This window comes from Nocardiopsis valliformis DSM 45023, from assembly GCF_000340985.1.
In the GTDB taxonomy this organism is placed as follows: Bacteria; Actinomycetota; Actinomycetes; order Streptosporangiales; family Streptosporangiaceae; genus Nocardiopsis; species Nocardiopsis exhalans.
Map to the genome: position 1 here is coordinate 84,402 of NZ_ANAZ01000002.1, position 20,215 is coordinate 104,616.

Annotated in this window: 18 protein-coding genes; 4 read left to right on the plus strand and 14 right to left on the minus strand. The window is 68.7% G+C overall.

The window, feature by feature from the left end; translation table 11 throughout:
- Nucleotides 1-42: 42 nt before the first annotated feature.
- Nucleotides 43-633 carry a C40 family peptidase gene (locus D457_RS0100985; protein ID WP_017578767.1) on the minus strand — a complete coding sequence of 197 codons (591 nt, stop codon included), beginning with the start codon at nt 631-633 and terminating at the stop codon, nt 43-45.
- 448 nt (nt 634-1,081) lie between these two features.
- Nucleotides 1,082-2,005, minus strand: coding sequence for an SGNH/GDSL hydrolase family protein (locus D457_RS0100990; protein ID WP_017578768.1), 924 nt, complete (start codon nt 2,003-2,005; stop codon nt 1,082-1,084).
- Nucleotides 2,006-2,197: 192 nt separating this feature from the next.
- On the opposite strand from D457_RS0100990, the gene radA reads away from it, so the two are divergent.
- Complete coding sequence (gene radA / locus D457_RS0100995; RefSeq protein WP_083926627.1) at nt 2,198-3,592, plus strand: DNA repair protein RadA; 1,395 nt, start codon at nt 2,198-2,200, stop codon at nt 3,590-3,592.
- A gap of 38 nt (nt 3,593-3,630) precedes the next feature.
- Here the strand turns inward: radA and D457_RS0101000 are convergent, their stop codons facing one another.
- Together D457_RS0101000 and D457_RS0101005 are read right to left on the minus strand one after the other, a co-directional pair.
- A complete protein-coding gene (locus D457_RS0101000; protein WP_017578770.1) occupies nt 3,631-4,017 on the minus strand; it encodes an SSI family serine proteinase inhibitor in 387 nt (128 codons plus the stop codon).
- 147 nt (nt 4,018-4,164) lie between these two features.
- Nucleotides 4,165-4,851, minus strand: coding sequence for a hypothetical protein (locus D457_RS0101005; protein ID WP_017578771.1), 687 nt, complete (start codon nt 4,849-4,851; stop codon nt 4,165-4,167).
- Nucleotides 4,852-4,995: 144 nt separating this feature from the next.
- On the opposite strand from D457_RS0101005, the gene D457_RS0101010 reads away from it, so the two are divergent.
- The gene (locus D457_RS0101010) at nt 4,996-5,871 is read left to right on the plus strand and encodes an HhH-GPD family protein (RefSeq protein WP_017578772.1); all 876 of its coding nucleotides are present in this window, start codon (nt 4,996-4,998) and stop codon (nt 5,869-5,871) included.
- A 9-nt stretch (nt 5,872-5,880) separates the two neighbouring features.
- Here D457_RS0101010 and D457_RS0101015 read toward each other — a convergent pair whose 3' ends face one another.
- From D457_RS0101015 to lysX, 7 genes are all read right to left on the minus strand, one after another.
- Nucleotides 5,881-6,450, minus strand: a complete 570-nt coding sequence (locus D457_RS0101015) for a DUF3105 domain-containing protein (protein WP_017578773.1) — start codon at nt 6,448-6,450, stop codon at nt 5,881-5,883.
- 463 nt (nt 6,451-6,913) lie between these two features.
- Nucleotides 6,914-9,418, minus strand: coding sequence for an ATP-dependent Clp protease ATP-binding subunit (locus D457_RS0101020; RefSeq protein WP_026116203.1), 2,505 nt, complete (start codon nt 9,416-9,418; stop codon nt 6,914-6,916).
- A gap of 772 nt (nt 9,419-10,190) precedes the next feature.
- Nucleotides 10,191-10,529 carry a histone-like nucleoid-structuring protein Lsr2 gene (locus tag D457_RS0101025; RefSeq protein ID WP_017578775.1) on the minus strand — a complete coding sequence of 113 codons (339 nt, stop codon included), beginning with the start codon at nt 10,527-10,529 and terminating at the stop codon, nt 10,191-10,193.
- 218 nt (nt 10,530-10,747) lie between these two features.
- Nucleotides 10,748-11,029 carry a hypothetical protein gene (locus D457_RS0101030; protein ID WP_026116204.1) on the minus strand — a complete coding sequence of 94 codons (282 nt, stop codon included), beginning with the start codon at nt 11,027-11,029 and terminating at the stop codon, nt 10,748-10,750.
- A gap of 450 nt (nt 11,030-11,479) precedes the next feature.
- The gene (locus D457_RS0101035; protein ID WP_017578777.1) at nt 11,480-12,061 is read right to left on the minus strand and encodes an amino-acid N-acetyltransferase; all 582 of its coding nucleotides are present in this window, start codon (nt 12,059-12,061) and stop codon (nt 11,480-11,482) included.
- Between the two features lie 149 nt (nt 12,062-12,210).
- Nucleotides 12,211-12,534 (minus strand): LuxR C-terminal-related transcriptional regulator, encoded by a 324-nt coding sequence (locus D457_RS0101040; RefSeq protein WP_017578778.1) that lies wholly within the window; start codon nt 12,532-12,534, stop codon nt 12,211-12,213.
- A 706-nt stretch (nt 12,535-13,240) separates the two neighbouring features.
- Complete coding sequence (gene lysX, locus D457_RS0101045) at nt 13,241-14,740, minus strand: bifunctional lysylphosphatidylglycerol synthetase/lysine--tRNA ligase LysX (RefSeq protein ID WP_026116205.1); 1,500 nt, start codon at nt 14,738-14,740, stop codon at nt 13,241-13,243.
- A gap of 198 nt (nt 14,741-14,938) precedes the next feature.
- Here lysX and D457_RS0101050 point away from each other — a divergent pair, with 198 nt between their 5' ends.
- Together D457_RS0101050 and vapC are read left to right on the plus strand one after the other, a co-directional pair.
- The gene (locus D457_RS0101050) at nt 14,939-15,154 is read left to right on the plus strand and encodes a type II toxin-antitoxin system VapB family antitoxin (RefSeq protein WP_039830855.1); all 216 of its coding nucleotides are present in this window, start codon (nt 14,939-14,941) and stop codon (nt 15,152-15,154) included.
- A complete protein-coding gene (vapC, locus tag D457_RS0101055) occupies nt 15,151-15,570 on the plus strand; it encodes a type II toxin-antitoxin system VapC family toxin (RefSeq protein WP_017578781.1) in 420 nt (139 codons plus the stop codon). The genes D457_RS0101050 and vapC overlap by 4 nt, the downstream gene beginning before the upstream one ends.
- Before the next feature lie 224 nt (nt 15,571-15,794).
- Here vapC and D457_RS0101060 read toward each other — a convergent pair whose 3' ends face one another.
- The 3 genes from D457_RS0101060 to panC all read right to left on the minus strand — a co-directional run bounded on the left by D457_RS0101060 (nt 15,795) and on the right by panC (nt 20,144).
- A complete protein-coding gene (locus tag D457_RS0101060) occupies nt 15,795-16,577 on the minus strand; it encodes a type III pantothenate kinase (RefSeq protein WP_017578782.1) in 783 nt (260 codons plus the stop codon).
- Between the two features lie 61 nt (nt 16,578-16,638).
- Entirely contained in the window at nt 16,639-19,242 is a 2,604-nt protein-coding gene (locus D457_RS0101065) for an L-aspartate oxidase (protein ID WP_017578783.1), read from the minus strand.
- Nucleotides 19,239-20,144 carry a pantoate--beta-alanine ligase gene (gene panC / locus D457_RS0101070; RefSeq protein WP_017578784.1) on the minus strand — a complete coding sequence of 302 codons (906 nt, stop codon included), beginning with the start codon at nt 20,142-20,144 and terminating at the stop codon, nt 19,239-19,241. The genes D457_RS0101065 and panC overlap by 4 nt, the downstream gene beginning before the upstream one ends.
- Nucleotides 20,145-20,215 lie beyond the last annotated feature (71 nt).

Here is a 20,215-nt window from a genome sequence, read left to right on the forward strand (position 1 = left end):
GAATGTGGCGCGTGACGGTGCACGGTCACGTGGTCGGCGGACTCAGAGCCGGACGGCGCCCGCGAGGTTGTAGCGGGTCACGTCCCGCTCGGCGATGCTGCCTCCGGAGCGCGGGGCGTCGATCATGCGGCCGCCGCCGAGGTAGATGGCCACGTGGTAGGCGTAGCCGCCGCTGTCGGCCCAGTAGAGGATGTCGCCCCTCTTGGCGTTGGCGTAGCTGACCCGGGTCCCGGAGTTCACCTGGTCGTGGGCGATGCGGGGCAGGCTCACCCCGGCCTGCTTGAAGGAGTGCTGCACCAGCCCGGAGCAGTCGAAGGAGTTCGGGCCGGTGCCGCCCCAGGCGTAGGGCTTACCCTTCTGGGCCTCCGCGGCGCCGATGGCCTTCTCGATGGTGCTGGAGGAGAGGGCCTGGTGGACGCGCTCGGCGCTTGGGGCGCTCTGTGCCGCCTGGAAACTCGGTGCCGGCTGGGCCAGGGCCGGGGCTCCCCCTGCGGCCAGCGCCGCGGCCGCGAGTGCGGCGACGGCGAGTGCGCGTGGCGTACGGCGGCGCGACTGAGCGGGTGCGGCCTGCCGCGCCGGATCCGTGGTGGAACGGCAGGCCCGCGTTTGCTCGTGGTGTCGCGGTAGTCGCATGACGTGGTTCTCCCTGCATGGTCCGTCGGGGCCGCCCGCGCCGCTGTGACGCGGATCTCCTGACCGCCAACACACCACCATTGGTCACACAGACACCACGAATTGTCACTCTCCGTAGTCTTATCGATACCGAAAGTTGGTAAAGCCTGCTTGACCTCGGCGGACAAAACGGCCAGTGAACCATCAACCCACCGTCCGCCGCCGAGACCCGTGACCGTCGGCTACAAGCCGCGCGGTCACTTCGACTAGGGCTTGTTCCGTGGATGCTTTCGGCAGGCTCGGCGCTTGCGCCGATCGACGCGAGCGGCCTCGCCCCTACTGTGCCCTGCTACGCAAGCTCCGCGGTGTCGCACAGCGGGGGCCCGCCTGGGTTTGGCTGTCCGAGTGAAATCGGCGCAGCGAGAGGCAGCCTGGTGGTCGCGAGCCCGGAATGATCCGCGGAACACCCCTAGGGCTGCGGGACCCCCAGGGCAGTGCGGACGAAGTCGGTCGTCGCCGCCATGCCGAGGTTGTTCGGGTGCACGGGCGCCCCGTCCTCCGGGATCAGCCCCTCGACCCAGCGGGTGCCCGACCCCTGGCAGACGTCGTGGCCGCGCTCGAAGGTGTCCACGAAGGCCGCGCCCTGGGCCTCCGACTCCTCCTTGATCATCGCGTTGAGCGCGGTCTGCGCCTGGTCAAGGAACGGGACGTCGCCACGGGCGATCGGCGTGCTCGGCCAGCAGCCGCCGCTCTCCGGCAGGATCTGGAGATAGCCGACGCTGAGGACCGTGGCGTTCGGGCTGCGCTCGGCGATGTCCGTGTAGACCCCGGAGACCTCGTCCCGCAGCCCGTCGATCCGCTGGTCCAGCTCATCCCCGTAGTGGTCGGCGCACGGGCTGCCCAGCGGGTTGCGCAAGCTCCGCTTGGCGCACTCGATGAGAACCTCAGAGAAGCCGAAGTCGTTGCCCGCGATGCCCACCGTGACCAGGTCGGTCTCCGGCCGGAGCGCGTCCAGTTGCGGCGGGGCGTCACTGAACTGGGCCTCGTAGAGGTGGGCCATCCGCGCGCCCGAACAGCTGACGTCGGTGATCTCGGTGATCCCCAGCTGCTCGGCGAGGCGCTTGGGGTAGTTGACCGAGGACTGCATGCAGCCGAGCAGCGGCATCTGGGCGCTGACCATGGGACCGGCGACAAACGAGTCACCGATGGCGACGTAGTGCTCGAACGCGGCCGCCTCGGCCTCGTCCGCGGCGGCGGGGGCGGTGGCCAGCGAGAGGCCCAGGACCGCGAGGGCCAGCGGGGCGGTGATCCGGGCGAGTCGGCGCAGGCCGCTGGCGCGGTCGGCCCTTCCCGGGGCGTGGGGGACGGCGGGGGATCGGTGTGTACGGAACACGAGGGTTTTCCTCTCTCCAAGGAGCGGGGGCTTCGGAGTGTTCGGACCCTGGGAAGAGGGTGACTCTCCCCACACACTCTCTAACATGACCTACGAAAAGAAGCACCTAACCCGTAGGTAACTTTCACGTGTCCCCAGCGCCCCCTCCAGTGACAGCGGAACCTGTCACCGGGAGCCGTTAGCGTGTCGACCATGGCCAAAGCAGCGAAGACCACGTTCCGGTGCGCCGAGTGCGGATGGACCACCCTCAAATGGGTGGGGCGCTGCGGCGAGTGCCAGGCCTGGGGCACCGTCGAGGAGGCCGGAGCCCCCGCCCCCTCGGTCGTCGCGGCCGCCCCGGTGACCTCCCGGGCCCGCCCCATCACCGAGATCAGCGTGGAGAGCGCCGAGGCCGTGCCCACCGGCGTGGACGAACTCGACCGGGTCCTGGGCGGCGGAGCCGTCCCCGGAGGCGTAGTCCTGCTCGCCGGTGAGCCCGGCGTGGGCAAGTCGACCCTCCTCCTGGAGGTCGCCGCGATGCGCGCCGCCAAGGCCAACGTCCTCTACGTGACCGGCGAGGAGTCGGCCGGGCAGGTGCGCCTGCGCGCCGAACGCCTCAACGCCCTCTCCGAGCAGCTCTACCTGGCCGCCGAGACCTCGGTGGCCACCCTCGCCAGCCATGTGGACGCGGTCGCGCCCCAGCTGCTGATCGTGGACTCGGTGCAGACCATGGTCTCCCCCGAGACCACCGGCGTCCCCGGCGGTGTCACCCAGATCCGGCAGGTCACCGGGGCGCTCATCCAGATCGCCAAGGAGCGCGGCATCGCGACCGTGCTGGTCGGCCACGTCACCAAGGACGGCTCGATCGCCGGACCCCGCCTGCTGGAGCACCTGGTGGACGTCGTCCTGCACTTCGAGGGCGAACGCCACTCCCAGCTGCGCCTGTTGCGCGCCGTCAAGAACCGCTACGGACCCACCGACGAGATCGGCGTCTTCGAGCTCACCGAGAAGGGCATCTTCGGCCTGCCCGACCCCAGCGGCCTCTTCCTCACCGAACGCACCGACCCGGTGCCGGGCACCTGCGTGACCGTCACCCTGGAGGGTCGTCGCCCCCTGATCACCGAGGTGCAGGCCCTGGTCGCGCCCACCCCGCTGCCCGCGCCCCGCCGCGCCACCTCGGGTCTGGACACCTCACGGGTGAACATGATCCTGGCAGTGCTAGAGAAGCGCACCGGCATGAAGCTGGCCAACATGGACGTGTACGCCTCGACCGTGGGCGGGGTGAAGCTGGGAGAGCCCTCCGTGGACCTGGCCCTGGCCATGGCCGCCGCCAGCTCCAACAACGACGTTCCGCTGCCCGCGGGGTTCATCGCGATCGGCGAGGTCGGCCTGGCCGGTGACGTGCGCAGCGTGAACGGTGTGCGGCGCCGGGTCGCCGAGGCGCAGCGCCTGGGCTTCACCGAGGCGGTCGTTCCCAAGCACTTCGGCGACCCGGTCAAGGGCATCCGCGTCCACGAGGTGGAGGAGCTGAGCGAGGCCCTCACCTGGGTCGAGCGGCGCCGTCCGCGCCGGAGCCGCAAGAACGAGTCCGCGGCCGCCGGAGAATAGGCCAGGGACGGCAAGGCCGCGGACTCCGAAACAGGTTCCTAGAAGTCGAAGATCGCACCCTTGGCGCTGTTCATGACGCACTGGTTGCCGAAGGTCTCCTCGTACTCCTCGGCCCCGGAGACCCGGACGGTGACCGGCCGGTACTCCATCGTGCAGAAGCCGTCCCCGACCGAGGTCACGCTGGCGATGTCACCATGCCGGGCGATGAGGTCGCAGGCCTCCTCGGCCTTGGCGTGGCCGCCCCCGGCCGGGTCGCACGTCAAGGTCGTTGCGCGGTGCCAGCTGATGGCGGTGTCCTCGTGCCGCTCGACGGCGCCGAAGACCTGCAAGACGTACACGTCCGACCCGGCGGGCTCGGCGTGCGCGGGTGTGGCCAGTGCGAGCGCGACGGCGGTGCACGCGACAACGGTGGCGGTGCGTATCACTGAAAACTCCCAGGGTGACGGAATCAGATGCACCACGAATAGTAAGCATTCAATGACTAAATGTCATGGGACTTCGGTCATCCGTTCCGTGAACAGACGAACCCCGCCCGGGGCCGGGCGGGGTTTACTGGCGCTGACGCCTCGGGCTCAGGCCTTGAGCTGGAAGACGAGCTGGTCGACGCTGCCCACGTGGTCGCCGTGCAGGTTGGCCTTGTACCAGCCGGGCTGGGCCCTGGCGCTGCTGTCCCGGCAGTCGGTGAAGGAGCGGTCCAGGTCCCAGGTGATCGTGAAGTCGTGCGGGGTGCCCCGTTTGAGCTGGCGTTCCTCCTGGGCGTTGCCCTCCACGCAGTCCGCGGTGGAGTAGACGCGGTCGCTGCCGGACTCGATCCGCAGCTCGAACGCTTCGGGGCCCACGTCCACGGTGCAGGTCTGGTCGGCGGTATTGACCACGGTCACCTTGAACTCGGGGCTGGTACCACCGCCGTACACCTCGCGGTCGCTCTCCGCGAAGTCGAAGGTGACGACCACGTCCTGGGGACGGCACGGGTCCTCGGGGCGCTCGGGTTCGGGGGCCTCGGCCGAGCCGCCGCCGGAGCCGCTCCCTCCGCCCTCGCCGTCCTCGCCGTCCTCGCTGTCCTCGTCCGCCGAAGGGGACGGGGAGGGCGAGGCGGACGGTTCCTCGTCGTCTTCCCCGGTTTCGGGGTCGGAGGGCTCGTCGGCTGGCACACTGGGGGAGGCTTCGGGGGTATCGACACTCGCCTCGGAGGAGCCCGCCGGTTCCGCTTCGTCCCCGGTGTTCCGGAAAGCGAGCGCGACCAGCGCGAACACCAGCATTACGCCAGCCAGCACGAAGGCCCGTCGTTTCCAGTAGGTCTCGCGGCTGACAGGTGCTGGTTGTCCGGTACTTGACGCCATGGGCCGTAGTATTGCGGTTTTGCACGCCACTCACCTACTCAACCCGCCGATTTACCGTTAAAGATGAGCGATAACCCTTACAGCACCGCGGTTCTGGCGTGGTACGAGTCCAACGCCCGAGACCTTCCCTGGCGTACCCCGGACGCCTCCCCCTGGTCCGTCCTGGTCAGCGAGATCATGCTCCAGCAGACCCCCGTAGTGCGGGTACTCCCCGCCTGGGAGGCCTGGATGGAGCGCTGGCCCACCCCCGCGCACCTGGCCAAGGAGCCCTCGGGTGAGGCGGTCCGCATGTGGAACCGGCTCGGCTACCCGCGCCGGGCCCTGCGTCTGCACGCCTGCGCCGTGGCCATCACCGAGGAACACGACGGCCAGGTCCCGGACGACCATGCGACCCTGCTCTCGCTCCCCGGGATCGGCGCTTACACCGCGGCCGCCGTGGCGAGCTTCGCCTACGGCCAGCGGCACGCAGTTCTGGACACCAACGTGCGCCGCGTCCTGGCTCGAGCCGAAACCGGGATCGAGTACCCGCCGAAAACCCAGACCAAGGCGGAAACTGCCCTGGCCAAGTCGCTACTGCCACCGACGGCCTCGGTGGCGGCCCGCTGGGCCGTGGCCGTGATGGAGCTGGGAGCCCTGGTCTGCACCGCACGCTCCCCGCGCTGCGCGGACTGCCCCATCGCCGGACAGTGCGCCTGGAAGCTCGCGGGCAAACCCGCCTACGACGGGCCGCCCCGGCGCGGGCAGACCTACGCGGGCACCGATCGGCAGGTGCGCGGCAAGCTCCTCGCCGTTCTGCGCGACTCGCCCGGCCCGGTGGTCAAGGACGCGCTGGACGCGGTCTGGGACGACCACGTCCAGCGCGAACGGGCTCTGGACGCCCTGGTCTCCGACGGCCTGGTCGACCCCCTGGACGACGGCCGCTATGCCCTGCCGGGGTAGGGCCGGCGCTCAGTTCCTCCGGGCGTCGGTCTCGTCGGAGAGCGCGGCCTCGACCTCTTCCTGGGTCTGGTCGACCGCACCGCTGCACGCGGCACCGGGTTCGGGCACGTTCGGGCTCTGCTCGTACTCGCGCAGGAACTCGCCCAACCGCGGGTCGTCGGCCTCGTCCAGCTGGAGCTGGACGCCCCAACCCGAGGCCACCACGGCCGAGGGCAGGCCCTCCATCGGGCTGACGATCACGTAGGAACCGGGCGTGTGGAGGTCGGTCAGCGTCTGGACGTCGGAGCCGGGCAGGTCCGGGTCGTAGGTGATCCAGACCGCGCCGTGCTCCTGGGAGTGAACAGCCAGCTCAGGCGTGACGGGGGCGTCGTAGACCCCGCAGTTCTGCCATGTGGGGTAGTGCTGACCACCCACCGGCGGGAACTGGTCGTAGTCGACTTTCTCCCCGATCTCCACGTGTGAGTAGTCCAGGACCTCGAAGGTCTCCACGCCCTCGATGCCCTTCTCCGCTCCCCCTGCCACGTCGCCTCCGGAGGCGGAGCCGGAGCCGGAGCCGCCCGCCCCGTTGTACAGCCACATTCCGCCGAAGACCGCACCGCCCGCCAAAACCAGTGCGAGCGCGATCCCGCCGACGATCAGCCACGGCGAGGCGCCGCGTTTGGGCGGAGGAGAACCGCCGGGGTACCCCTGTGGCGGGTATCCGGGAGGGGGCCCTTGCGGCGGGTAACCGGGCGGCGGGCCCTGCGGCGGGTAACCGGGCGCTAGGTAGCCGGGGCCGGGCGCGGGCCCTTGGCCGTGCGCAGGCCCCTGAGGCGCTTGGTGCGCCCCCGGGGGGCCGTGAGGGGGCGGAGGTCCGTGCGGAGGCCCCTGCGGCGGCTGAGCGCCGCCCTGGCGGGGATCGTTTGGATAGGCCACGGACCGCACCCTAGCGTCTCCCCCCTGCCCGTGCTCCCCCCGGGAACGCCGACGGGGGCACCCCTCGCCAGGGATGCCCCCGTCCTCAGACAGCTGCCGGCGCGGAACCGACCGGCGGTGCTACCGCTTACTCACTCTTGGTGGCGGACTCCACCTCGGGGGTGTCCGGAACCGCGGCGGGCTTCGGCACACCCTTGAAGGTGAACTTGGCGTCCGTGCCCTCGCCCTCGGCGTCGATCACGACGATCTGACCCGCCTTGAGGTCGCCGAACAGGATCTTCTCGGACAGCTGGTCCTCGATCTCCCGCTGGATCGTGCGACGCAGCGGCCGCGCGCCCAGGACCGGGTCGAACCCGCGCTCGGACAGGATCTTCTTCGCCTTGGGACGGAGCTCGATGCCCATGTCCCGCTCCTTGAGGCGACTGTCCAGGCTCGTGATCATCAGATCCACGATCTGGAAGATCTCCTTCTCGGTCAGCTGGTGGAAGACGATGATGTCGTCTACACGGTTGAGGAACTCCGGCCGGAAGTTGGTCTTGAGCTCCTCGCTGACCTTCGCCTTCATCCGCTCGTAGTTGGTGTTGGCGTCGTCCTCCTTGGCGAAGCCCATGGCCTGGCCCTTGGAGATGTCCCGCGTACCCAGGTTGGTCGTCATGATGATGACCGTGTTCTTGAAGTCGACGATGCGACCCTGAGCGTCGGTGAGACGACCCTCCTCCAGCACCTGGAGCAGAGAGTTGAAGATGTCGTTGTGGGCCTTCTCGATCTCGTCGAACAGGACCACGGAGAACGGCTTGCGGCGCACCTTCTCGGTGAGCTGGCCGCCCTCTTCGTAGCCGACGTAGCCGGGAGGCGAACCGAACAGCCGCGAGACCGTGTGCTTCTCCATGAACTCGGACATGTCGAGCTGGATCAGCGCGTCCTCGTCCCCGAACAGGAACTCGGCCAGGGTCTTGGACAGCTCGGTCTTACCCACACCGGACGGACCGGCGAAGATGAACGAACCACCGGGGCGCTTGGGGTCCTTCAGACCGGCGCGGGTACGGCGGATCGCCTGGGAGAGCGCCTTGATGGCGTCCTCCTGGCCGATGACCCGGCGGTGCAGCTCGTCCTCCATGCGCAGCAGGCGCGAGCTCTCCTCCTCGGTCAGCTTGAAGACCGGGATACCAGTGGAGGCGGCCAGAACCTCGGCGATGAGCTCCTCATCGACCTCGGCCACGACGTCCATGTCGCCGGCCTTCCACTCCTTCTCCCGCTGCGCCTTCTTGTTGAGCAGCTGCTTCTCGTCGTCACGCAGGGACGCGGCCTTCTCGAAGTCCTGCTCGTCGATGGCCGATTCCTTGTCGCGGCGCACACCGGCGATCTTCTCGTCGAACTCGCGCAGGTCCGGCGGAGCGGTCATCCGGCGGATGCGCATCCGGGAACCGGCCTCGTCGATGAGGTCGATCGCCTTGTCCGGCAGGAACCGGTCGCTGATGTAGCGGTCGGCCAGCTGCGCGGCGGCCACGAGGGCGCTGTCGGTGATCGAGACCCGGTGGTGGGCCTCGTAACGGTCGCGCAGGCCCTTGAGGATCTCGATGGCGTGCGTGATCGTCGGCTCGTCCACCTGGATCGGCTGGAAGCGGCGCTCGAGTGCCGCGTCCTTCTCCAGGTACTTGCGGTACTCGTCGAGCGTGGTCGCACCGATGGTCTGGAGCTCACCCCGGGCCAGCATGGGCTTCAGGATGGAGGCGGCGTCTATGGCACCTTCCGCCGCGCCCGCTCCGACCAGCGTGTGCAGCTCGTCGATGAAGAGAATGATGTCACCGCGGGTGCGGATCTCCTTGAGCACCTTCTTGAGGCGCTCCTCGAAGTCACCGCGGTAGCGGCTGCCCGCGACCAGGGCGCCCAGGTCGAGCGTGTAGAGCTGCTTGTCCTTGAGCGTTTCCGGGATCTCACCCTTGACGATCTTCTGGGCCAGGCCCTCGACGACCGCGGTCTTACCGACACCGGGCTCACCGATCAGCACCGGGTTGTTCTTGGTGCGCCGCGAGAGCACCTGCATGACGCGCTCGATTTCCTTGTCCCGGCCGATGACCGGGTCGAGCTTGGACTCACGCGCGGCCTGCGTCAGGTTGCGGCCGAACTGGTCCAGCACCAGCGAGGTGGAGGGGGTGGACTCGGAGGAGGCGCCAGTGGCCTGCGGCTCCTTGCCCTGGTACCCGTGCAGCAGCTGGATGACCTGCTGGCGGACCCGGTTGAGGTCCGCGCCGAGCTTCACGAGGACCTGGGCGGCGACGCCCTCGCCCTCGCGGATCAGGCCCAGCAGTATGTGCTCGGTACCGATGTAGTTGTGGCCGAGCTGAAGCGCCTCGCGCAGCGACAGCTCAAGGACCTTCTTGGCGCGCGGGGTGAAGGGAATGTGCCCCGACGGCGCCTGCTGGCCCTGACCGATGATCTCCTCAACCTGCTGCCGAACCGCTTCGAGGCTGATACCAAGACTCTCCAGAGCCTTGGCGGCGACACCCTCACCCTCGTGGATGAGGCCGAGCAGGATGTGCTCCGTACCGATGTAGTTGTGGTTGAGCATCCTGGCTTCTTCCTGAGCCAGAACCACCACTCGCCGCGCGCGGTCGGTAAACCTCTCGAACATGTTCGTCGCTCCTCTACAGAGCGGTCAGGCGGGGACGGTCATTACCGACCCAACTCTTCCGCATATAGGCCCCACAGGGATTAACCGCCCCGGGGAGCGCTGCCGCACCCGTCCACCTTGCCGACGGCTGCCGACAGGGTGGACGTCTCCGTACGGGCGACCGCAGCCGTCCGTGCCAGAGACTTTCCCCGACGATAGGGCGTTCACCCAACATCCAACTACCAATTGACGCGTCAGATTTCCCTGTACGCCGAAGGCGAACGGCCCAGACACTCCCATCCATCACGAGAGTGCCCGGGCCGCACGTGCGTATGCCGGATTATCGGCTCTAAGCGAACAAGCCGAAGGCGTGTTGTTCTTCAAGCGGAAATTACCGACCCTGCGGACTCCTCCTCGACGATGTCGCGGAGGTCACCGTGCGGCGCATGCGGCAGTCGCCGTCACCGGCGACCGGCGGAGGGGCCGGGGTCGGGCCGCACACTTCCCAGGGTCCGGGCCGAGATCCGTCCCTGCCGGGGTTCGCGTCCCTTCGCACTCCCCCGCACCCCGGTGTCACGGGCTCTCGGCGGCGCGGGTCCCGACGGGACGGGGTCCGTCGCCGACGGGTACCGGTGATCCGGTTTCTCCGGCGACTCGGACTCCCTCGCTCATAGGACGTCCGGGCCGAATCGGGCCTCGGGGTGCGGGGGTCAGGGACAGCGAACAGCAGGGCCTGGGGCGAAATTTCGATCAAGACCTGACAACATTTCGGCCGCCCGGGTCAGTGGCAAACCTAACCCTTGATGGCCTCATATTCGGCGACGATGGCGGCGGGGATACGGCCACGCTCATTGACGGGCTTCCCAGCGGCCTTCGCCCACGCGCGAATCTCCGCGCTGCGCTCACGGCTGGGAGCATTCCGGCTTCCGCGCCGAGCGGCACCGCGAACCTGCTTCGCCGGGGCCTTACGGGAGGCCTCGACGAACGGGCTAAGGGCCTCGCGGAGCTTGGCGGCATTACCCGCGCTGAGGTCGATTTCGTACGTCGATCCATCGAGACCGAACGTCACCGTCTCCTCGGCCTCGCCGCCGTCGAGGTCGTCGACCAGGAAAACCTGGACCTTCTGTGCCATGGAATCAAACCTTTCAGAAGAGCGGTGTCTCCACACCTGAATATAAAGCTATCTCGCGAGAACGCGAAAGACAATTCCCGGCGCGTCAGAAATCCTCCGAGACCGGATCGAGAGGATTCGGGGTCACCGGAGCAGCGCGAAGCGGCAAGTTGGCCCGCACACACGGGTATCCCTCGCGGGCGGGGGCACTCGGTGCCGGTTTCAGCCCGGCACCGTATCTAACGACCGTCGGATTCGCTACGTTCCCCGTCCCGGGCAATCGGCGTCTCATTCGCCGCTCCGGCCTCCTGGACCTCGGCCGAGCGCTTGTCACTCGCAGCGGACTCACCGGTCTCATCGTCGCTGACCAGGCTTCCGTCCATCCTGCGCGGTGCCATCTCCTTGCGCAGCAGCTGGATGACGAAGGCACAGAACACGGACCCGACAACCACCGGCGGGATGAGCGCGGACAATACGTCGATCAGTCCGGGGGGAAGCACCGATGACAAAAAGTCGCCCATCGAAGCGGCCTACCCTTCCTGGTTGTTACTTATTGCAGCAAATACCCGACTCAGGGTTCGGGACACTCCCGGGGGATGGCGCTCCGGCACGACCGGGCAAACGCATACCAGACATCATAGACATCGTTTGCCCCCGGTTTGACACCGGACGTACCCAAGACGTCCCGGCAAAGCCTGATGGCGACCAATGTCCGGTCGGCTGTTACACCCTCGCGCGGCAAGACTCCCCGCAGTGCGACGGTCGAGCACTGGCGGCATCCGGCAAATCCGAGATGCTGAACGTCTCACCCTCACTTCACCGGGTAACCGGAGATCCGAGCGGACGCAGGTACACATTACCTGCCTTGTTCCACACGTATACCACCCGGTGCACTTAAGCGCCCACAGCGGCCGGAGGAGGCCGCGAACCGTTCAGAAGGGGAAGGATGTCCTATCCGGGGTCCAAATCCTTTAGCCGGCCGCGCCCGACTGACTCTCGTCGAGGTGTACAAGCATGCGAGTGTTCCCCAGGGTGTTGGGTTTGACCCGCTCCAGGTCGAGGAATTCGGCCACTCCCTCGTCATAGGAACGCAGGAGTTCCTCGTAGACGCGGAAGGAGACCGGGGTGCCCTGGATCGGGGCAAAGCCGTGTTTGGCGAAGAAACCGGTCTCGAATGTCAGACAGAACACACGCCGCACACCCAACTCGCGCGCGGTGTCCAAAAGCTCGGTCACGATTCGGTGACCGACGCCGAAACCGCGTAGGGAGGGGTCGACTGCGACGGTGCGCACCTCCGCGAGGTCCTCCCAGAGGACGTGGAGGGCTCCGCAGCCGACCACGCTCAGCTTGCCCTCCTCCGGCGGGAGCTCGCCCGGTGTGTCGTCGGGCAGCGTCTCCGCTTCGGCCACCCAGAACTCCTGGATGTCCTCGTAGAGGTTGACGGTGCTCTTGGAGAGCACTCTCCGGTCGACGGAGTAGGTGTCGACGAGGCGGCGGATGTGGGTGACGTCGCGCGTCCTGGCGCGACGGACCCGGACATGACGAACGGGCATAGCCGGACCAGACTACGCCTATGCGGCCTCACCCCGGAACGCTCTTCATCCGGTGCTCGGCGACGCTCGGCTTCCTGGGCCGGCATGCCCGCGGTGTCTCCCGGCGATCACCGGGAAGCGCCTCCTACTGGTGCTCGGTCATCGGAGCATCAGATCAGCTGGCGCCTCGCGGCCCACACGACCGCCTCGATGGGTGTGTTCACGCCGAGCACGTCGCAGATGTTGCGAATGCGTCGGCGCAGGGTTCGGGCGCTGAGCTCGAGGTGCCGAGCGGCCACTTCGGTGGTGACACCGGTGGCGATCTCGGCGAGCAGCTCCAGCTCCTCATGACTCAGCTCAACCGGCGTGTAGGCGCCGTTGAGCGTGTTCTCACGCGACCGAGCCTGAAGGGGAACCACGTTCTCTCGGTGCTCTCGCGGCGAGAGGGTGTTCTGGTCCTCAACGGTACGTCGTACGAGTGTGGCCTGTTCCACTCCGTCCTCCCTCATCTATGTGAGTGCGGAACATCAACTCGTCACCGAACGGTCAAGCGCGTCCGACTGGCTGTCGGTGCGGGTGAGTCCCGGCCACCCCTGCCCTCTCCCGAAACCCCTCTGGCACAGGGGTGGGAGTCGAAGGGGAGCACAAGGACACACGAACCCCGGACGCTGAGGCCTGGGACGGACAGACCACACCGTGGGTGCGTGCGCGGCGGATTCCGGGACCTCGTCTGGCCCCGAACCCTTGCTCACCGTTGTTCTCGATCAATTCGGCAAACTCGCGGACCAAGGCCCGCCCTCAGCACGCTAGGCGCCGTGGATGATACCGTCAAGGCCCCATAAATCACCATGCGTAATTAGGTGAGGCCACTGGGTCACAGAGTCACGAGCATGGAAATACCCCGCCCGCGCTGACCTGCGTAAACAATCTTCAACAAAAGCGAGATCGCGGCAACCGAGCTCCCAGGGGAAAAACTGCTCTCTATCCCCGAGTGCATCCACTCCTGGCTGGGATTTTGTTCCGTATGACCGGTAAGTGAGCCAGGTCTCGTGCCCTTCGCCACATTCCCGCAGGCGGGCGGGTACGACTCGGGGCCGCCGCACGCCAGGTGCGACGGCCCCGAATGTGGCCTTTCGGTCATCCCTCTATCGAGATTCGCCCTCTCCCCTTTTCCGTCAAGTGGGAGCCAAGGGAGAGCGGCTAGTCCCCGGAGGGCTTCACGATCGGGAAAAGCACAGTTTCCCGAATGTTCTTACCGGTGAAAGCCATCAGCAGGCGGTCGATCCCGACGCCCACACCACCGGAGGGCGGCATGCCGTACTCCAGGGCGCGTAGGAAGTCCTCGTCCAGCTGCATCGCCTCGGGGTCGCCCTCCGCGGCCATCAGCGACTGCTCGGTCAGGCGGCGGCGCTGCTCGACCGGGTCCACCAGCTCGGAGAAGCCCGTGCCGAGCTCCATGCCGAAACCGATCAGGTCCCACTTCTCTGTGAGCAGCGGGTCCTCTCGGTGCTGGCGGGTGAGCGGGCTCGTCTCCAGCGGGAAGTCGCACACGAACGTGGGCTGGACGAGCGTGTGCTCCACCAGCTCCTCGAAGATGTGCTCGACCAGCTTGCCCGGGCCCCACTCGTGGCTGTACTCGACGCCCTTGGCCTCGGCCAGACGGCGGACGTCCTCGATCGGGGTGCGCGGGGTGACCTCGGCGCCCAGGGCCTCGGAGACCGAGCCGTACAGCGTGATCCGCGGCCACTCCCCGCCCAGGTCGAAGGTCTGGCCGTCGCGCTCGATCATGGTGGAGCCGAAGACCGCGCGGGCCGCCTCCTGGATGAGCTCGCGGGTCACCTCCGCCATGTCGTTGTAGTCGGCGTAGGCCTGGTAGAACTCCAGCATCGTGAACTCGGGGTTGTGCGTGGAGTCCGCACCCTCGTTCCGGAAGTTCCGGTTGACCTCGAAGACCTTCTCCAGGCCACCCACGACCAGCCGCTTGAGCGACAGCTCGGGGGCGATGCGCAGGTACAGGTCCATGTCGTAGGCGTTGATGTGCGTGACGAACGGACGCGCCGTGGCGCCGCCGTGCACGCGCATCAGCATCGGGGTCTCGACCTCGATGTAGTCGCGGTTGTTCAGCCCTTCCCGGATCGCCCGGATGGCGGCCGAACGGCTGCGCACCATTTGCTGCGACTCGGGGTTGACGATGAGGTCCACGTAGCGCTGGCGCACCCGGGCCTCGGGGTCGCTCAGCCCCTTGTGCTTGTCCGGGAGCGGGCGCAGACACTTGGCCGTCAGCGTCCAGCCACTCACCAGGATGGACAGCTCACCGCGGCGGGAGGTGATGACCTCACCCTCCACACCCACGTGGTCGCCGAGGTCGACGTCGGCCTTCCAGGCGTCAAGGCTCTCCTTGCCGACCTGGTCCAGGGACAGCATGATCTGCACGTCCCCGGTCTCGTCGCGCAGGGTCGCGAAGCACAGCTTGCCGCCGGAGCGGTAGAGCATGACGCGACCGGCGATGGCGACCTTCGCCCCGGTGTGGGTGTCGGGCTCCAGGCCCTGGTGTTTCTCACGCACGGGGCCGATCGACGTCGTCCGCGGGTAGTTCACGGGGAAGGGGTCGATGCCCTCCTCCCGGAGACGGTCCAGCTTCTGCCGCCGGACCCGCATCTGTTCGGGCAGGTCGTCGTAGTCGTCGTGCGTGTCATTCACGGCCACGATCCTACCGGCGCCCGCGCCCCCGACGGCACGCGTTACACGGCCTTCCGGCCGCCGGGGCGGGGGAACCGGCCAACCGGTGGATCACCCCTTGAAGGCGACCGGATCCTGTCATCTCCGCTGCGTTGAGGAGCGGAAACGGATTGAGGAAAAGCCTCCTTGATCGGCGAAACACTTGTGTATCGTTGGTGTATGAGTCGCACAAATATTGACATTGACGATGAACTGGTCAACTCGGCCATGGAGCACTTCCAGGTACGCACCAAGCGGGAGGCCGTGGACATCGCCCTACGCCGTGCCGTTGGCGCTCCCCTCACCAAGGAGTTCCTCCTCAACCTGGAGGGCATCGGTTGGGAGGGCGATCTGGACGAGATGCGACGCTCCGGATTCGAGGGTTCCGAAGAGTGAAGAACATCTACCTCCTCGACAGCTCCGCCTGGGTCGAGTACTTCCGCAGCACCGGCTCCGAGACCAACGACTTCGTCCGGGAGCTCATCGAGGACGGGGCCCACCTGGCCACAACGGAACCCGTCGCCGCCGAAGTGTTGAGCGGCGCGCGCAACACCAGCGAAGTACTCCGTCTGGAACGGTTGACCAACGGGCTCATCCAGCTGTCCCTCGACAACCGGCTGGATTTCCACCACTCCGCCAGCATCTACCGGGAGGCTCGGTCCAAGGGGAAGACCATCCGGAAGCTCTACGACTGCCTCATCGCGGCTGTTGCCATGCGGACCGACGCCGTGCTGGTGCACTGCGATCGCGACTTCGACCACCTCGCCGAGGTCTACCCGCGGTTGCGCGTCCAGCGCCACAACAAGAGTTGAGGGGCGGGCGAGTCTCCTCGCCCGCCCCTCGGCTGTCGGACCGGATCAGCCGTGCACAACGGGGGTAGGGCATGCGTGTGCCTCGGCCTTACCCGGGGTCTTCGGGAGTGCGGGAGGGGGTTCGGGAAGGTCAGACTCATGTCAGCCGCCCACGGTTGCGATCCGGTCCGCACTCGGCCCTGAACCTCCGGGCCCCGGACCTCGCCGCCTCGAACCGCCCCGCCTCAGCCCGCGTTGCGTTCGAAGACCAGGCGCAGGCCGATCAGGGTGAGCCAGGGCTCGTGGACGTCGACCGTCTCGCACTCGCCCACCACCGTCGAGGCCAGGCCGCCGGTGGCCACCACGGTGACGTCGTCCGGGTTGTCAGTGAGCTCGCCGACCATGCGGTCGACGATTCCATCCACCTGACCGGCGAAACCGAAGACGATTCCCGAACGCAGCGCCTCCGTGGTGTTCTTGGCGATGGCCGCGCGCGGCTTGACGATCTCCACCATGTGCAGCTGAGCCCCGCGCCGGGAGAGGGCATCCACCGAGATGTCGATGCCCGGGGCGATGGCCCCGCCCACGTACTCGCCCTTGACGCTGACCGCGTCGAAAGTGGTCGCGGTGCCGAAGTCCACCACCACGCTCGGCCCCCCGTAGAGGTGGCTGGCGGCCAGCGCGTTGATGATCCGGTCGCTGCCCACTTCCTTGGGGTTGTCCATCCGGATCGGCACGCCCGTCTTCACACCGGGTTCGACGATCACCGCGGGCAAGTCACCGAAGTGACGGCGGAACATGTCCCGCATCTCGTGCTGGACGGAGGGAACCGAGCAGCACATCGCAATGCCTTCGACCTCGGTCAGATTGCTCAGGGAGCTACCGTCGATGAGCCCGCGCAGGACCACGGCCCACTCGTCCGCCGTGCGCCTGGTGTCGGTTCCCACCCGCCAGTGTTCGAGAAGGTCGTCGGCCTCGAACAGACCAAGAACCGTCTCGGAGTTACCGACGTCGATCGCGAGCAGCATTCTGGGGGCCTCACTGGTCGAATTGGTGTGTACCAAAGGAATCTTCCACCAAGTGGGCCGATCACAACAGGTCGAGCGCGATATCCAGTGCCGGGCTGGAGTGCGTGAGCGCGCCGACAGCCAGGTAGTCCACACCCGTGCGGGCGACGTCGGCGGCGACGTCGAGGGTGAGTCCGCCGCTGGACTCCAGCCGGGCCCGGCCGTTGACCAGGGCCACCGCCTCGGTCAGCTGCTCCACGGTGAAGTTGTCGAGCAGGATCTCCTCGGCCCCGGCGGCCAGCGCGTCCTCGATCTGGTCGATCCGGTCCACCTCGACCTCCAGCGGAAGGTCGGGGAAACGCTCGCGGATGGCGCGGACCGCCGCGCCCACACCCCCGGCGGCGACCACGTGGTTGTCCTTGATCAGTCCGGCGTCGCTGAGGCTATAGCGGTGGTTGACCCCGCCGCCGCAGCGCACCGCGTACTTGTCGAGGGCGCGCAGCCCCGGGGTGGTCTTTCGGCTGTCCCGAATGCGCGCTCCGGTCCCAACCACCACGTCCGTCCAGGTACGGGTGGCGGTGGCGATGCCGGACATGTGGGTGAGCAGGTTCAGCGCGGTGCGCTCTGCGGTGAGCAGGTCGCGGGTTCGGGCGGTGACAGTCATGAGGACGTCGCCGCGCTTGACGGAGTCACCGTCCGCCGCCTGCCGGGAGACCTCCAGGGCGCCCTCGGCGACCAGCCAGAAGACGAGCTCGGCGAGCGGGAGGCCGCTGACGGTGCCGTCTGCGCGGGCCACCACGTGGGCGGTACGGACCTGGTCGGCGGGGATGGTCGCCACGGTGGTGACGTCGATGCGCGGGCCCGCGGTGAGGTCCTCGGCCAGGGCGCGGCGGACGGTGTCCACGTGGGACTGGTGCGGGGCGGTCCACGGGAGGGTGAACTCGGCGCGCGCCTCGACGTGCCCTTCGCTTGGCGCCTCCGGCCGGGCGAGGGGGAAGGCGATGGTGTCGAGCTCGGCCACGAGGGCGGGCGGGAGGGAGGGCTGCCAGGTCTCGTCGGTGGTCACGATCGAGTCCCCTTCCAGTCGGACGACCACGGGCCGCACGCGCAGCTCGGGTCGGGGTTCGGGTGCGTCGGCGCGCTGGTGGGAGCCCCGGCTCTCGGTGCGGTGCCGGGCGGCGGCGGCCACGAGGCGGGCCACGGTGAGCAGGTTGGTGGCCTCCCAAGCGGCGACGTCGGGGGCGACGTGCTCGGCGGGGGCTGCCAGGTCGTCGAGCCGGGCCACAAGTTCGGCCAGGCCCTCGCCGGTGCGCAGGACCCCAGCGTCGCGGGACATCAGGGTACGGACCGTGCCGGAGGTGGCCGGGTCGACCAACGGTGTGGTCATACCCAGGGGCTGCGCCTCACCCGAATCCCGTGCCGGGGCATCGGCCAGCCGGGTGGCGATCCGATCGGCGTAGACCAGCCCCTCCAGCAGGGAGTTCGAGGCCAGGCGGTTGGCCCCGTGCACGCCGGTGCGGGCGACCTCGCCGACGGCCCACAGGCCGGGGACCCCGGTGCGGCCGTCGATGTCGACCTCCACGCCGCCGGAGGCGTAGTGCGCGGCCGGGGCGACCGGGATGGTCCGGGCGAGCGGGTCGATGCCGTGGGCGCGGCAGGAGGCCAGGATAGTCGGGAACCGCTTCTCCCAGGTGGCCCGGCCGAAGTGGCGGGTCTCCAGGTAGACGTGATCGGTGCCCTGCTCGGCCATGGTTCGGGCGATGGTGCGGGCCACGACGTCGCGCGGGGCGAGGTCGCTGAGCTCGTGCACCCCTTCCATGATCCGATGACCCTCGGCGTCCACGAGGTAGGCGCCCTCGCCGCGCAGGGCCTCGGAGATGAGCGGCTGGCGGCCGCGCGCGTTCGGGCCCAGCCACAGGACCGTGGGGTGGAACTGGATGAACTCCAGGTCGCGCAGGCGGGCCCCGGCCCGGGCGGCCAGGGCGAGCCCGTCCCCGGTGGACACGGGCGGGTTGGTGGTGGCGGCGAAGACCTGCCCCATGCCGCCGGTGGCCAGCACGACCGCGGGGGCCAGGACGGCGCCGACGCCATCGCGCTTCCCCTCACCCATGACGTGCAGGGTGGCGCCGTGCACCGCGCCGCTACCCGAGTCGCGCAGAGCGTCCAGGGCGATGGCGTGCTCGACGACCTCGATGCGTTCCTCGGCCAGGACGGCCTGGACCAGGGCGCGCTGGATCTCGGCGCCGGTGGCGTCACCGCCCGCGTGGGCCACCCGATCGGCGCGGTGGCCGCCCTCGCGAGTCAGGGAGAGCTCGCCGTCGTCGTCACGGTCGAACTCCGCGCCCAGGCCGATCAGCCAGCGCAGGGCGTCGGGGCCCTCCGTGGCCAGGACGTTGACCGCGTGGGGGTCGCACAGTCCGGCCCCGGCCAGGAGAGTGTCGACCATGTGGGCGACCGGCCCGTCCTCGGGCGCCATGGCCGCGGCGATACCGCCCTGGGCGTAGGCGGTGGAGCCGGTGGAGAGCCGGTCCTTGGTGACCAGGACGACCCGGCCCGACCCGGTGCGCCGCACGTAGCGCAGGGCGGTGCTCAAACCCGCGATCCCCGAACCGACCACCGCGACGTCGGCGCGCACGGCCCAACTGGGTTCGGGGGCCTCGATCCGGGTCTGTCCGGCAGAGCTCATCTGGGGTCTCTTTCCGCGAGGGTGACCGACACGTTGTCGATGAGTCGGGTGGTGCCCACCCGGGCGGCGACGGCCAGGACGGCCTCGCCCCGGTGGTCGGCGGGGGCGTCGGCGAAGGTGGCCGGGTCGACCAGCGCCAGGTAGTCGAGCTCGACCGGCGGGGTGGCCTCGGCGGCCTCGTCCAGGACGGCGCGAGCCGCTTCGCGGACGGCCTCGGCGCCCGCGGGCGCGGCTTCGGCGCCCGTGCGCAGGGCCCGGGACAGAGCCAGGGCACTGGTGCGCTGGGCGGTGTCAAGGAAGACGTTGCGGCTGGAGGAGGCCAAGCCGTCGGGGTCGCGCAGGGTGGGGGCGCCGACGATCTCCACGGGCAGGTTCAGGTCGGCGACCAGGCGGCGGACCAGGGCGATCTGCTGGGCGTCCTTGGCACCGAAGACGGCGAAATCCGGGCGGACCAGGTTGAACAGCTTGGAGACCACGGTGAGCACGCCGGTGAAGTGGCCGGGGCGGGAGGCGCCCTCCAGGCGTTCGCCCATGGCGCCCGCGTCGACGGTGACCATCTGCGGGAGCGGGTACATGGTGGCGACCTCAGGGGCGAAGACCACGTCCACGTCCTCCTCACCGCACAGCGCAGTGTCGCCGGGCAGGTCGCGCGGGTAGCGGTCCAGGTCCTCGTTCGGACCGAACTGGAGCGGGTTGACGAAGATGCTGACCACCACGGTGTCGGCCTGTTCACGGGCCAGCCGCATGAGGGTGCGGTGGCCGCCGTGCAGGGCGCCCATGGTGGGGACCAGGCCCACCCGGCCCGCGTCGGCCAGGGCCCGGCGCAGTTCCGCGGGTGTGCGGACGACGACGGGACCGCCGGCGGGCCTGCCCGAGGATCCGGGCGGAGCGGTTTTGGTCATGGTTCTCTCCTTGCTGGTCTGCCTGGGCCGCATCGTGTCCGGGCCGGTGCCCGGTACCCGTGCGTCCGCCG

Excerpts from the sequence above, each read along its gene's own strand:
- D457_RS0101020 (WP_026116203.1), bottom strand. The coding sequence starts at position 9,418 with ATGTTCGAGAGGTTTACCGACCGCGCGCGGCGAGTGGTGGTTCTGGCT.
- panC (WP_017578784.1), bottom strand. The coding sequence starts at position 20,144 with ATGACCAAAACCGCTCCGCCCGGATCCTCGGGCAGGCCCGCCGGCGGT.
- D457_RS0101035 (WP_017578777.1), bottom strand. The coding sequence starts at position 12,061 with ATGCCCGTTCGTCATGTCCGGGTCCGTCGCGCCAGGACGCGCGACGTC.
- D457_RS0101050 (WP_039830855.1), top strand. The coding sequence starts at position 14,939 with ATGAGTCGCACAAATATTGACATTGACGATGAACTGGTCAACTCGGCC.
- D457_RS0101015 (WP_017578773.1), bottom strand. The coding sequence starts at position 6,450 with ATGTGGCTGTACAACGGGGCGGGCGGCTCCGGCTCCGGCTCCGCCTCC.
- D457_RS0101010 (WP_017578772.1), top strand. The coding sequence starts at position 4,996 with ATGAGCGATAACCCTTACAGCACCGCGGTTCTGGCGTGGTACGAGTCC.
- D457_RS0101060 (WP_017578782.1), bottom strand. The coding sequence starts at position 16,577 with ATGCTGCTCGCGATCGACGTCGGTAACTCCGAGACGGTTCTTGGTCTG.
- D457_RS0101025 (WP_017578775.1), bottom strand. The coding sequence starts at position 10,529 with ATGGCACAGAAGGTCCAGGTTTTCCTGGTCGACGACCTCGACGGCGGC.
- D457_RS0101030 (WP_026116204.1), bottom strand. The coding sequence starts at position 11,029 with ATGGGCGACTTTTTGTCATCGGTGCTTCCCCCCGGACTGATCGACGTA.
- D457_RS0101065 (WP_017578783.1), bottom strand. The coding sequence starts at position 19,242 with ATGAGCTCTGCCGGACAGACCCGGATCGAGGCCCCCGAACCCAGTTGG.
- D457_RS0101005 (WP_017578771.1), bottom strand. The coding sequence starts at position 4,851 with ATGCTGGTGTTCGCGCTGGTCGCGCTCGCTTTCCGGAACACCGGGGAC.
- D457_RS0100985 (WP_017578767.1), bottom strand. The coding sequence starts at position 633 with ATGCGACTACCGCGACACCACGAGCAAACGCGGGCCTGCCGTTCCACC.
- radA (WP_083926627.1), top strand. The coding sequence starts at position 2,198 with ATGGCCAAAGCAGCGAAGACCACGTTCCGGTGCGCCGAGTGCGGATGG.